Source organism: Myxococcales bacterium (assembly GCA_012517325.1).
In the GTDB taxonomy this organism is placed as follows: Bacteria; Lernaellota; Lernaellaia; order Lernaellales; family Lernaellaceae; genus JAAYVF01.
The window spans coordinates 1-12,662 of record JAAYVF010000047.1; the positions used below are offsets into that span (position 1 = coordinate 1).

The 12,662-nt window shown below is 54.9% G+C and carries 12 protein-coding genes; 3 read left to right on the forward strand and 9 right to left on the reverse strand.

All coding sequences use genetic code 11. The features are described from left to right. The coding region (locus GX444_08590; protein ID NLH48648.1) for a DEAD/DEAH box helicase at positions 1 to 2,623 on the forward strand (2,623 nt) is incomplete at its 5' end. Positions 2,624 to 2,649: 26 nt separating this feature from the next. Here GX444_08590 and GX444_08595 read toward each other — a convergent pair. Together GX444_08595 and GX444_08600 are read right to left on the reverse strand one after the other, a co-directional pair. Continuing rightward, positions 2,650 to 3,114: a hypothetical protein gene (locus GX444_08595; protein ID NLH48649.1), complete on the reverse strand. Its 465-nt coding sequence runs from the start codon at positions 3,112 to 3,114 to the stop codon at positions 2,650 to 2,652. A 95-nt stretch (positions 3,115 to 3,209) separates the two neighbouring features. Beyond that, positions 3,210 to 3,923, reverse strand: a complete 714-nt coding sequence (locus GX444_08600) for a thermonuclease family protein (GenBank protein ID NLH48650.1) — start codon at positions 3,921 to 3,923, stop codon at positions 3,210 to 3,212. A 158-nt stretch (positions 3,924 to 4,081) separates the two neighbouring features. On the opposite strand from GX444_08600, the gene GX444_08605 reads away from it, so the two are divergent. Continuing rightward, positions 4,082 to 5,059 carry a sigma 54-interacting transcriptional regulator gene (locus GX444_08605; GenBank protein NLH48651.1) on the forward strand — a complete coding sequence of 326 codons (978 nt, stop codon included), beginning with the start codon at positions 4,082 to 4,084 and terminating at the stop codon, positions 5,057 to 5,059. A 42-nt stretch (positions 5,060 to 5,101) separates the two neighbouring features. Here GX444_08605 and GX444_08610 read toward each other — a convergent pair whose 3' ends face one another. The 7 genes from GX444_08610 to GX444_08640 form a co-directional block, all read right to left on the reverse strand. Further along, positions 5,102 to 5,731 carry a DUF2085 domain-containing protein gene (locus tag GX444_08610; GenBank protein ID NLH48652.1) on the reverse strand — a complete coding sequence of 210 codons (630 nt, stop codon included), beginning with the start codon at positions 5,729 to 5,731 and terminating at the stop codon, positions 5,102 to 5,104. A gap of 88 nt (positions 5,732 to 5,819) precedes the next feature. After that, entirely contained in the window at positions 5,820 to 6,128 is a 309-nt protein-coding gene (locus tag GX444_08615; GenBank protein NLH48653.1) for a hypothetical protein, read from the reverse strand. 40 nt (positions 6,129 to 6,168) lie between these two features. Beyond that, positions 6,169 to 6,762, reverse strand: a complete 594-nt coding sequence (locus GX444_08620) for a DUF2085 domain-containing protein (GenBank protein ID NLH48654.1) — start codon at positions 6,760 to 6,762, stop codon at positions 6,169 to 6,171. 1 nt (position 6,763) lies between these two features. Next, positions 6,764 to 7,369, reverse strand: coding sequence for an SHOCT domain-containing protein (locus GX444_08625; protein ID NLH48655.1), 606 nt, complete (start codon positions 7,367 to 7,369; stop codon positions 6,764 to 6,766). Between the two features lie 8 nt (positions 7,370 to 7,377). Then, positions 7,378 to 7,869 (reverse strand): SHOCT domain-containing protein, encoded by a 492-nt coding sequence (locus GX444_08630; GenBank protein ID NLH48656.1) that lies wholly within the window; start codon positions 7,867 to 7,869, stop codon positions 7,378 to 7,380. Positions 7,870 to 8,151: 282 nt separating this feature from the next. Then, positions 8,152 to 9,339 carry a YifB family Mg chelatase-like AAA ATPase gene (locus GX444_08635; protein ID NLH48657.1) on the reverse strand — a complete coding sequence of 396 codons (1,188 nt, stop codon included), beginning with the start codon at positions 9,337 to 9,339 and terminating at the stop codon, positions 8,152 to 8,154. 214 nt (positions 9,340 to 9,553) lie between these two features. Beyond that, positions 9,554 to 11,017 (reverse strand): hypothetical protein, encoded by a 1,464-nt coding sequence (locus tag GX444_08640; GenBank protein NLH48658.1) that lies wholly within the window; start codon positions 11,015 to 11,017, stop codon positions 9,554 to 9,556. A gap of 293 nt (positions 11,018 to 11,310) precedes the next feature. On the opposite strand from GX444_08640, the gene GX444_08645 reads away from it, so the two are divergent. Then, a complete protein-coding gene (locus GX444_08645; GenBank protein ID NLH48659.1) occupies positions 11,311 to 12,609 on the forward strand; it encodes a hypothetical protein in 1,299 nt (432 codons plus the stop codon). The last annotated feature ends 53 nt before the right edge of the window (positions 12,610 to 12,662 follow it).

Genomic DNA, 12,662 nt, shown 5'->3' on the forward strand with positions numbered 1-12,662 from the left:
CATTGAAAAACAGATCGTAGACATCTGGAAGAGGCACATCGGCGAGATGCTCCTGCCCGTGCAGGAGAAAGCCATTCAGCAATATGGCCTCTTCGAATCCCGCAACCTGATCGTCTTCTCACCCACCTCCTCGGGCAAGACATTCATCGGCGAGATGGCCGCGATCAAGGCGGCCCGTAAAAAGCTCAAGGTCTTCTACCTGGTCCCGCAGAAGTCGCTCGCCGAGGAGAAGTTCGTCGAATTCAGCGAACGCTATGGCGAGGTCGGCATTCGCGTCGTCATCTCCAACCGCGACCACCGCGAGTTCGACGAATTGATCCAGCGCGGTGACTTCGATATCGCTATCGTGGTCTACGAGAAAATGCAGGGTCTGCTCGTGAACACACCTTCGTTGCTCACCAGCGCTGGGCTGATCGTCGTCGACGAACTCCAGATGATCACCGACGAATTCCGTGGGCCGGTGCTCGAAGTGCTGCTCACGCGGATCGTGACGTCGGACGCCAGTCCGCAGATTCTCGGCCTTTCCGCCGTGCTCGGCAAAACCGACCGCCTGGAGAAATGGCTGAAGGCACGCGTCCTCGTCGAGGCGCAGCGTCCCGTTGAGCTTCGCAAGGGCATCCTGTGCCAGGGAGTGTTCAACTACCGCGAACACAATTCGGGCGCCGCAGGGTCGGAGGACATGGTTTGGGACGACAACAATTCCAAGAACGCCGATCTCCAGCTGCTACTCAACATCGCGCACCTCGCCCAACGCGGCGAGCAATGCATGGTCTTCATGCGGGATCGCAACTCGACGGTGTTCGCGGCGCGCAGTCTGTCGGACCTGGTGTCACTTCCTTCCGCGACCGAAGCCATCGAGGAACTCGCCGACATGGAGGACACCTACGCCCGCGAAATTCTCACTGAGCTACTCACCCAGGGCATTGCCTTCCACAACTCCGATCTGACCTGGGCCGAGCGCCGCTTGATCGAAAAGCACTTCCGCGCCGGGACCATCAAGGCGCTGTTCTCGACGTCCACCCTGGCAATGGGCATGAACCTCCCGGCCAAGAACGTGTTCGTCGATTCGCAAAAGTGGAAATACTCTTCCAAATTCCGCCGCTGGGTCACCGAGGACATCACGCGCAGCGAATACGAGAACATGAGCGGCCGCGCCGGGCGACTGTCGCTCGCCTCGGACTTCGGGCGCTCCATCATGGTCAGCCTGGGCGATTATCCGGCGAAGGCGATGGCGCGGCACTATATCGAGGGGAGCTTTGAAGACATCACGCCGACACTCGCCAACGCGCCGCTAGAGAGCCACGTCGTCAATCTGATCGCATCGGGCCTGTGCGCAACGCGGGAAGAACTCTACCACTTCCTCCTCGGCAGCTTTACCGGCCATGAGGTTTGGCGGCAGAAGCAGACGCTCGATCAGTTCCGCAAGGATGTCGACCAAGCTGTGGACATCTGCATCTCGTGCTCCACGGTGGTCGAACACGAGGGGCAGCTGGTCATCACCGAGTTGGGGCGTACCTGCGCTTCACAATGCCTGCACCCAAAGACGGCCTTCGCCTTCTTTCGCTGGGCGCAATCGGCGAAGGATCGTTTCTCCACCGAGTTCGAGATGCTGGTGATCGCCGCGCGCAGCCACGACGCCAACGACATATACGTCACGATGTCGACCGAGGAGAACCGGCGCGCCGGGTATCGGGACCAGGTGTTGAATCGCGCCCGTGGCGGCGACATCGCGCAGTGGGCCGTTTTTCAGGCGGTCGCCAAGGAAACGCACTGCATTTACGAGGTGAACAAACGGTACAAGCTCGCGCTCATGATGGACGACTGGATCGAGGAGCTGCCGATCAAAAAAATCGAGCAGGGATACCGGGTCTGGGGCGGCGCAGTGCGACGGGTCGCCGAGGAATTCGATTGGCTCATTCACGGCATGGCGCTCGTGTGCGAGATCGCCGGGTGGAACGAGAAGCAGGTTGACCAGGTCCACGATTTGTCGCTGCGTCTGACCCAGGGCATCAGGAACGATGCGGTGGAGTTGGCTCGCATGAATCTTCGCGGGGTTGGCCGCGCCGTCCTGCGAAAGCTCGTGGATTCAAAATTGTGCGATCAGAGTGCCCTTGAAGAATCATCCGAGGCTCGACTCAGTGAAATCCTCGGCCCGAAGACCGGCAAGAAATTGTTCGACCTGGTTCGTGAGGGCGCGCCAACGGCGATGCACCAAGAAGAGGAAACTGCTCCTGTGGGATTAGTCGAACCCAATTTCGAAGCCGACCCCATGCCAAGCCTTATCCTCGATATCAAGCAGCACCGCGTGTCCTACAAAGGCGCGATGGTCGACCTGCAACCGACGCCGCTCAAGTTCATCGCGCTTCTTGCGAAGAAGCCCGGCAAGATCGTGACCAAGCAGGAAATTTACAACAGCATCTGGGGCCTCAATGACGCGGCAGACAATCCGATCTATGACCATCAGATCACCGACACAAGGCACACGCTGGTACGAGCATTAGAGAGATTAGCTGGAAATGGGAATGGTATCCGATCTCAGGAAGTACGGGGTCTTATCAAGACCAAGCCGCGCGTCGGTTACTGGCTTGACTTGCCAGGAGATCAGGTTTGCGTCCATGAATGAAAGACACATGTGGAGGACAAAATGGGCTATCCAAGTAGTTTCTTTTTGGCTACTTGAAATTCTTCGTCGGACAGGATCCCTTGCTCCTTTAACGTTGCTAACTTTTGAAGTTCATCTGACAGATTTGTCGCCGGTGTTGTTACTTGCGGTGCCCGAGACTTACGGATAGCTTCATCAATATAATTTTTAATCTCCCTAGCGATTGCATTGTTTTTAGTCTGGGCAAACATGAAAGTGTTTTCGTCTTTTGTTGCGGCTAATAAACCGCCTTTGCTTTCATTGCCACCGGGAATTGTGAATTGAAGATAGCCGCTAAATACCGCACCCGCTTCTTTGAATTGAATAGCCACAATTGATGAAAAGGGAATCTCCTTGGTGCCCTTGAGGCCTTTATTCAGAAAACCCAGGACGCCCTTTGGGGTAATCGTTACCCTGTCTTCGAATATCTCTAACAAATCCCCTACGCCCTTCATAGTATAGACTGTGTTCATTGCCTACTCCTTTTTGTCGTCCCGTAAGTATGCCGGTTCAACCTGAACTTGATTGAAGCCAGTTTTTTATGGTTCGTCAACACACTATCATTTGTCTACTTCTTTGCTCTTCTCCACCCTGCTTGTATTGCCTCCTCCTCGGTGCAAAACCACTTTTCGCCCGCCGCTTCGTTGATCTGCGTCTTATCGTAGTTGTGCTGCCCGGGCACATGAAAGATCCGTTCGCCGCTGGCATTGATGTTACCTTTGATCTTGCACTTGCTATCTCCGGGAGCTGAGGGCGGTGCGCTATCGGGGGTGGGTGTTGGCGTCGCAGATTCCCCACCACCCCAAAGTCCCCGTCCCGCTTCCCGCGCCTCGCGCTCCAGCGCCCGGAATTCTTCCATCTTGGCAAACGGGTACCGCGTGTAGGCGTGGCCGTAACCCTGGCGGATAAGTTCAGCGTTAAGGAGAGTGCCGTCCGGCAAGAACACATAGGCAAGTAAACGCCCGTATTTGTCACGATGGTTCGTCGCGGCGCTCGCTTGGTCGAGTTCGAGGCGCACAGTCTTGCCATCCGCCATTTTGTGGGTGAAGGCGCTCGCTTCTTTGCCGAAGTACTGAACAGGTTTTCTAGGATCAACAGTCTCCGGGGTGTCCACCCCTATAAGTCGAACCTTGTCTTTATGTCCATCGATCTGAATCGCCAGCGTATCGCCATCGACTGCGCGAGTAACCGTTGCGGTAAGAGTGCTGCTCGAATCTTCGGCCAAGCACACCGTAGAGAGAAAAATAAAAGCCAGAAGTGCAAGCACTGAGGCCCGTTTCATCAAACACCTCCATTTTTCAGGATCCGATCTTTTACCGATAGTTTGCCGAGTGTTCGGCGATTCGTCAAAGCCAATCGCGGTCGCGGCTTCGGCAAACCGATAAAGAAACGACTTTGCAGCGAGGATTTCTCGGGCCGCAATCCGGTAAATTCCCAGCTATGCGAAAGCCCAGGCACATCGAGTCCCTGGAATACGGGCCAGGGAAGGAACTGAGAACGACAGACCCCAACCTCACCGAGATTTTCCGGGAGGTCAGATCGATCTATGCACTGGCCGATTTCCCAGTGGTGGTTCAGGGTGAAACCGGTACCGGGAAAGAAGGAATCGCCAGGGCGCTTCATTGGCACAGCCAACGACGCAGCAAGCCGTTCGTAGCGGTGAACTGTGGCGCAATTCCCGAAGGCATCGTGGACAGCGAATTTTTCGGCCACGAACGCGGGGCATTCAGTGGTGCGATCACGACCAGGAAAGGGCACTTCGAGGTCGCCAACGGCGGCACACTTTTTTTGGATGAGATCAGTGAGTTGCCACTGACTCTTCAAGCCCGCCTCTTGCGTGTTCTGCAAGAAAGCGAAATCGTGAGAGTAGGTAGTAGCCGCGTGATCAAAGTAGACGTTCGGATCGTAGCGGCAACGAACAAGGATTTGAAGACTCTCGTCGGCAAGGGGAAATTTCGCGCTGACCTCTACTATCGAATATCGACAGCTACTGTTCACCTCCAACCACTTCGGGAGCGACCCGCCGACATCATGATGCTCGCGAGAACTACTCGCGATGAGTGCCTGGCAAAAATAAAACGGTCGCCTGTTTTGCACTTTCAGCCGATCCTTGCTCGTGTTCTGCGCTCATATCCCTGGCCGGGAAATGTACGCGAGCTTAAAAGCACGATTGAGGTCGCAATTGCTCGTGCTGTCGGGGGACATCGAAAGACCATTTCAATCGCCGATCTTAATGACAATTGTCTACACCAAGAAAACCAGCAACCAGAAAACTTTCAATCTTCTCTTGAACGGCAAATTTCTCAATATTTGGTGTCCGAGCCAGACGCATCAATAATTTCAATCGCCTCCTTTCTGCACGCTGACTACTACAAAGTGCGACGCATCATTTGTAAAATAAAACAGATTCCTAAGTAGCTTTTGCTTCGAGCAGCTGCGTCCTTTTTTCTTCAGGGCTATTCAATGAACTATGCTTCTCGTAATTGGAATCAATATCAATTCAAAGGGTACAAGAAGAGTTGCAAGGGCCACAGTCAGCCGTCGTCTTTTTCGCACAATCCGACTCACGCAAAAGACATTCGCCACAAAAAGTAAAGACAAGATGCCCACCACGCTAAGTACTGATAGAAAGACAACCGCAATCAGGGACTTATTCCAATTGACGAACCAACTCCCACATTGAACAAACAGAACCAACAATCCCAAAAGCCACGCGCTAACAGGACTTGTTAGTTCTGAATGACCACGCTCGGAGGGATCGTGCATGAAGACCTGCCAGAATACCGGAATGATCGCAACAGCAAACCCAACACCGCCGATATTTCCCAACACGACACGTCTTAGATTGTTTCCAGGCTCGACCACAGAATCAATAATGCTTATTATAATGAAAGCAATACCAATACAGAACATTTTTACATTGAGTTTTGTGTGACGGCACAAAATCAATAATATACTTGTCGATACAAATGAAGTATAGAAACCCACACAGCGATAGCAGAACAAACACTGAACTCCATCTGCAGAAAGGCTACGCTGAGGTATTCTGTGACAGAAATGGCCAGCAAATCCTTCCAAGATCGCCCACATTGTCTCTCCTTTCACCGCTAGGAGATCAATCAGACCACCTCACTTCGTGCCTCAGACCCTCTCTGTGCGCATTGAGCAAATGGCTTGACTATTGCAAAACGCTACCTCTTAAGAGGACATTCCCCATTTTCCCGTTGCACTTTCCCTTTATTTGTACTTTTTGGCCCTTTTGAAGGTTTGCGAGTTGACCCTTGGCTTTATCGTCAAACATGCATTGCACACCACCGAAGGAAAAGTCCCCGCCAGCTTTCAGAACGACATACGGTGTGTCCGTAATGTCCTTGCCGATATTATCGATGGTTCCGGAAACAAGAAGAACCTTGTCCTTGAATTTTTCATCAGCTGCAACTTCGTTTGCTTTATAGGCGTTGAATAACTGGTCGGCCGTGATCGACACCGCCGGGCCTTCAGACTGGACGGATTTTGTTTCCTCTCTTTCAGAGCTGCAAGCTAAAAGTAGGGCAAAAATCAGACCAGCCATGAGTAGGACGAGAACAGTTTCCGTACGTCGATTCATGATTCCTCCTTTGTGAAAAGCGAGATAAGTCGTATGGTCCGGCATAGGCGAATTCCTCTGCCGTTGGTACGAGAGCGCTATGATCTAAGAAAGCCTGCCCCTTTCTTTTCTGGATATCGTGATAAACGTAGAGTGTTAGTGGTTCTTGAGAACTATTTTCGGGCGATCTGCAAACGGACTCGAGGAAAGGCATATTGCGAAAATCATTCTGGGCCCAAGACAGCAGGTAAATAATGACACCGATGCCGCCTAAGACACCGGTGAGAAAGCGAAGAGCATTATTACTATGTCTCCAGCCCGCTTCTTGGGTGAGTGCATCGGCAAGTATTGGCAGCATGAATAAGATGGCTATTGTCCGAGTCGTCAAAATTTCAGCCAACCAAAATAAAGGACCAATAACTAGCCCCCAGAAAAGTCCGTAGCAGCGACTGCATATCGGCGAACGCCATCGCCCAATGGCTAAGCAACGTGATTCCAGCCGATGGCAAGGCCAGTATTTGAAAAGGCTATTCATTTCAAGCACCAACAGGTTCTTTGAACTGGCGAATTAGTTGTTCAATGTGGGGGAGTTTTGAAGATTCAAAATAGTAATTTTTACCAGCAATCAAGACCCGATATTTTAACCAGATATTGCCGAGGCAAAGATTTGATGGCTCTGGACCAGTGATTTTGCTCCATTCCGCTTCCAGCGTGTGAAAGGCTGGTCTGCGGTTTTTTAGTTCATCGAATTTACTCGCCCATAAATGGCACCTTGCCTCACCGCGGCTTTTGTCCAGAAGAATCCCGAGAGCGGCAAGGACGAAAAATGTCACGATGTAGAGGAATAGTCCAACGATGAACCCAATTAGCCCCCACCAGCCCCTATGGACTCGCACTGCAGTTATCCCTTTTGGCGATGCGTAAAGGTTCCAGTAATCGAGCGAGACCCAAAGACAAGGCGTATTCGTGGTTTTTACGGCTTCAATTACGGGTAAGGCGACAGTAGGCGAAGCGACAGCATTTTCTGTTTGGCTTGCCCATCCGTCTAAAATCAGTTTCTTTTGGGCTTGAAATTCATCCTCAGATAGAATTCCCTTTTCTTTTAATTCGGCGAGTTTCTCAAGGCGCTCTGAAATATCCATTGGTCGTCTCACATCGAGAGGAGCTTTTTCTTTTGCTCACTGAACTCTTCCTCAGTAAGCACACCTTTTTCTTTTAGCTGAGCCAGCTTTTCCAGTTGAGCAAGAGCATCGGATGACAGCCCTGATGAGCTTGGTGGAGAAACGGCCTGTGAAGGAGCAAAGGGAATGGATGATGCGACTGCCGCTTGCGGCACAGCGCCCGTTGCTTTGAGCGGGACTTCACCTGCCAACACACGTTTTCGAACAGCCAAGTACCACGGGAAGACAATGATCCAAAGAATGACCGCTCCGAAAAAGATGGCCACGGGTCCAGAAAGACCTGTCTTGTATTTATTAATTTCGATCTTGGAAGCATCTGTCGCCGCCCAAATCGCAGTGCAAAGGATGAAAAGCGAGGAGACAAGGAGGCTTGAATTTTCCCCCGCTACTCCAGCAGCGACGCTGGACACAAAGACCATCGCAACCAACAACAGGATCGTGATCAGAATTGCACGGCCCATTACCGCTCCTCCTCAGGCTAAAGGTGTTGTCAAATGATACCCATAACTTGCAGTGTGCGCCTGTTCAGTTCTTTGATGATTCATGTAAGCTAAGCACAATTGAAAGCCTCCCGCAAGGATCTTGGAGGACAGAAACATTTCTCTCCTCCGTTTCTTCGAGCCACGCCGTGACTCTAGCTCTTGCTTGTGACATCCGGGGTCACATAAGCACACAAGGTCGGATTTAAATTCCCCGAACTCGATCTGCAATTCTCTCGCACGGATAAACGTGCCGATTTGAACTCACACATGGCCGATTTCGCTTTCTCGTTGGAGGCGCGTACACGGACAACGCGGAAGGAAGCGGGGGTATCCTTTACAAAACGCGGCGTTGCGTTCGGATGCTTTTTGCGTGCGTTCCTGGTGCTGTTGGGGTGTGCGGCACGGATTCATCGCGGCGACGAGGATGAAGCGCGCGGGATAGCGGATCGTCAGCGCGGCGCGGCTGATGGTAACCTCGCCGTCCTCCAGGGGTTGGCGCAGCATTTCCAGGACGTTGCGATGAAATTCGGGCAACTCGTCCATGAACAGCACGCCGTGATGCGCCAGACTGACCTGCCCCGGCCGCGGCACCGCGCCGCCGCCGATCAAGCCGGCGTCGCTCGCCCCGTGGTGCGGATTGCAGAACGGTCGTTCCGCCACCAGTCCGGTGCCGTTGAGCTTGCCGGCGATGCTGTAGATTTTATTGGTTTCCATGATCTGCGACAGGGCCAGCGGCGGCAGCAGGGTCGGCAGGCGCCGCGCCAGCATGGTCTTGCCCGAACCGGGCGGCCCGATGAGCAGCAGATTGTGGCCGCCCGCCGCCACGACCTCGAGCGCGCGCTTGGCGTGCGGCTGGCCGCAGACGTCGCTCAAATCCACGTCGGCGGCCGACGGCGTGTGGCCCCGAACCGGCGTCAACGGCGCGGCCCCGATCTCCCGCTCGTTGCGCAGCCAGCCGACCAACTCGGCCAGATGCGCAAATCCCCGCACCTCGATGCCCTCGACCGCCGCCGCTTCCGGCACGTTGCCCTGCGGCACCAACAGGCCCTCGTAACCCTGTTCCGCCAGATGCGAAGCGACGACCAGCACCCCGGATACGGCCTTGATCGAGCCGTCGAGCCCCAATTCGCCCAGCATGGCATGGGTGCGCGTGCGCAGCAGCGGCACCAGGCCGTAGGCCTGCATGATCGCGATGGCGATGGGTACGTCGAGCGCCGCGCCCTCTTTGCGCCGGTCGGCGGGCGCGAGGTTGACGATGGTGCGGTGATGGAGGCACGAAAACCCGCTGCTGGACAGTGCTGAGCGGACGCGCTCCTCGCTTTCGCGGACCACGCCGTCGGGCAGGCCCACGATGCGCAGCGCCGGCAATCCGCGCCCGGCGTGGACCTCGACCTGGATCGTGTAGGCATCCACGCCGATCGTCGCCGCCGAAATCACCTGACCCAGCATCGCCTCACCTCCGCTCACAAGCAGAGCAAGGGCGATGCCAACAACCGGGAATCGAGTTGTCCCTTATTTATCAACTTGTTACGAAGATGACTGAAAAAAGTCGGCCGGCAAATGCATTCGGCTTTCGGATTCATGCATCCGATTGCCGGAAAGCGAATCAGCACCCATTTTCAGCTTCGGGAAGGTCCAACTATGCCCTGATCGACCATCAACGCTAACCGCAGGCGTTACCGTCATCATCTCCGGACGAGGAATCCTCGTCGTCGTCTGTCATCCACCCGCCGGAGTCGTCGTCCGAATCATCGGTATCGTCGCCGTTGTCGTCATCGTCAAATGCGGTGTCGTCGCCGTTGTCATCATCCTGGTACGCGGTGTCGTCGTCGTCGGGATCATCATCGTCATCCTCCAGGCTGTACTGTCCGGTTACCAGAATATCGCCGGTCCCGCTGACCCGTACGCCGTGCCCGTTCTCCGTACTCGACCCGTCCGCGCCCTTGTAGGTCGCCATCCAGATCAAATCACCTTCCGGCGAATATTTCCGGGTATCGATCTCGCACTTCTTTCGATAGACATCATAAGGGGGAGATTTCAGTCGGCAGGAATGCCCGACGGCGAACGCGTTGTCCGCATCATCCAGGGCAATCGCCATGGCGATTCCCAAACGTTGATCCGGTTCACCAATGTACTGGTCGAACCAGGCCAGCGATCCGTCCGCCTCGACCTTCATCACAGTTAAATAACCGGATATTGCGCCGTCCGACCATTGGCCGGCGAGAATCGCGCTCCCCGTGGAATCGACGACGATGTCCTGCGCGGATCCTTGGACGCCCTCGCCATGGGCATAATTCCATTGGTATGCGCCGCTCGCACTGAACTTGACCACGAACAGGTTGCGGTCGGAACCGCCGATGAGCAGATTGCCGTCCGCGTCCAGGGCGATCGCATTCACGTCCAACCGGTCATCGCTAAAATCCGGCACATAGGATGAATCCCAGAGCAGATCGCCGTTCGCGCCGTATTTGATGGCATCGACGGAATACACCTCGTTCTTGATTTTCATCACGGCGAGGTAAATGTTGCCCGCCTCGTCCAACACCATGTCTCCGGCATAGTGATAGATCACCTCCGGTTCCGTATGGATGCGTTTCCAACGCGCATTGCCCGCGGCATCGTACGACACCAGCGCGATGCGGGTGTCCAGGCCTTCTTCCGCCGCATGGCCGCAAACGATGGTGTTTCCCGCAGTATCGGTTCGAATGTGGGTCGGCATATCGACAAAGTTATCCGGCACCACGTCCCAGACGGCGTTCCATTGCTGGTTTCCGTCGGCGTCATAACCCATGGTGCGGAAAATATCGCCGTCGCCCAACCCGGTAATGTAGACCTTGCCGTTGTCGCCGATGGTGACTTCGCGGGCGTCAAACGGCACCGCGAGTTGCCAATCCAACGTACTGTCAGCGGTAAAACAAACGAGCTGACCGCCGGCCATGGTCAAGTGGCAGCTTTCGTCGTTCGCGCCAATATCAGCGGCCCAGAGGCTGGTCCAGCCGTCGCCGGAATGCATTTCGTGTAGCAGATTACCCGTAGAATCATAGCGCAAGGTCACACCGTCGGCAAAAACCATTTGCGAGAGCAGCATCGCCGGAATCGCCACCAACAAGGTAATAATCGCTCTCATCGGGGAACCCTCCTTTTTCCAAAAAGCCGGACGAGTGAAGAACCACGCCATCGGCGAGTTTTCCACGATACTATTTAATTGTCAAGGATGTTATCATATGAACGTTATTCGATGAATTCGCCAACCGGCCCGCGCTCGATTGGCTCGGAAGACCCTCAATCGCGGGCGATCGAACTTGCCCGGTTCACAAGCGACAATGCGACAGATAAAACGTGAAAATCGGAAAACAATGATTGCGAACCAATCCCAATTTCTATATAAGGAAACAACGATCTTCCACGGACGTAAAAACCATGAAACACTCCTTTTTTCATCTTTTCGGCATTCTCTTGATCGTCCTCTGTTTTTTCCTCGCCGGTTGCGATAACGACGACCCGAATGACGAGCAATCGGCGGACGGCACACCGGCGGGCGACGACGATCAGGCGGTTGACGACGACGATGACAACGACGACGACAACAATGACGACAACGACGACGACAACGACGACGACAACGACGACAACGACGACGCCTTTTATCCGCCCGACCAAACCGGGCCTTATCCGGTCGGCGTGACGACGATTTACTTCACGGACGAAAGCCGGTGGCAGCTTTGGGGATTGCGCTATCGCGAGTTGCCGCTCGAAATCTGGTACCCGTCGACCGGCGTTGGCGGCGTGCCGAACGACATGACCGCGATGGTCGGCGATCTGCCGGATTGGGCCTGGTCGGTGCTCGGCCTGGTTTACGGCGACTACATGGACAGTCTGCTGGCGATCACCACCACCGCGATGCGGGACGCGGAACCGGATACCACCGACGGGCCGTTCCCGGTGATTTTCTTCAGCCACGGGATTTCGGCCCTGCGCTTTCAAAACTTCACGCTCTGCGAACACCTGGCCAGCCACGGCTTCGTCGTCGTCGCACCCGACCATTACGACGGGGCGATTTTCACCAACATTCCCGGCGAGGCGGTGATCCTCTTCAACCCGGCGACGCTGGTCACCGGCCTGATCGACCGGCCGCCCGACGTCGATTTCATTTATCAATCGTTGCTGAACCTGCCCCAGGACGGTTCGCTGGCCGCCTCGATTCCGCTGGACCTGACGATTTTCGGCCTTTCCGGCCACAGTTACGGCGGCCTGACTTCCATGCAGGTGGGGCCGGAATTCGACTACATCGACGCCATCGCGCCGCTCAACCCGATCTTCCTCGATTACTATCCGCCGTCGTTCGACAAGCCGTTCTTCATGCTGCAAAGCGACCAGGACGAAATCGTCGGCATCGGCAACGACTGGACGCGCGGGGCGTTCGATCAATCCAATTCCGATAAAAAAATCCACCTGCTGCTCAAACGCGGCAGCCATTACAGCGCCACCGACGCCTGCCAACTGTTGCCGCGCTGGTTTATCCGCCCGGCCAACGGCTGCGACAATCCCGAGCGCATCGACCCGCTGTTGGCGAACTACATCTCCTATTCCTACATGACCGCCTTTTTCAAATCGGTATTGATGGAAGACGAACGCTACAACGACTACCTGCTGGTGAATCATTTCCCGGTGGAGTTGGAACTGACGACGCAGTGGGCGGAGACACCCGCGGTGAATTAAGCCGCGCCAAAAAAAAGCGCGCCGGCCGCTCATCGCGGGGCGCGCTTTTCGTT

Bases quoted from the DNA above. Each gene is read 5' to 3' on its own strand.
- GX444_08595 (NLH48649.1), bottom strand. From the start codon at position 3,114: ATGAACACAGTCTATACTATGAAGGGCGTAGGGGATTTGTTAGAGATA.
- GX444_08600 (NLH48650.1), bottom strand. From the start codon at position 3,923: ATGAAACGGGCCTCAGTGCTTGCACTTCTGGCTTTTATTTTTCTCTCT.
- GX444_08605 (NLH48651.1), top strand. From the start codon at position 4,082: ATGCGAAAGCCCAGGCACATCGAGTCCCTGGAATACGGGCCAGGGAAG.
- GX444_08610 (NLH48652.1), bottom strand. From the start codon at position 5,731: ATGTGGGCGATCTTGGAAGGATTTGCTGGCCATTTCTGTCACAGAATA.
- GX444_08620 (NLH48654.1), bottom strand. From the start codon at position 6,762: ATGAATAGCCTTTTCAAATACTGGCCTTGCCATCGGCTGGAATCACGT.
- GX444_08625 (NLH48655.1), bottom strand. From the start codon at position 7,369: ATGGATATTTCAGAGCGCCTTGAGAAACTCGCCGAATTAAAAGAAAAG.
- GX444_08630 (NLH48656.1), bottom strand. From the start codon at position 7,869: ATGGGCCGTGCAATTCTGATCACGATCCTGTTGTTGGTTGCGATGGTC.
- GX444_08635 (NLH48657.1), bottom strand. From the start codon at position 9,339: ATGCTGGGTCAGGTGATTTCGGCGGCGACGATCGGCGTGGATGCCTAC.
- GX444_08640 (NLH48658.1), bottom strand. From the start codon at position 11,017: ATGAGAGCGATTATTACCTTGTTGGTGGCGATTCCGGCGATGCTGCTC.
- GX444_08645 (NLH48659.1), top strand. From the start codon at position 11,311: ATGAAACACTCCTTTTTTCATCTTTTCGGCATTCTCTTGATCGTCCTC.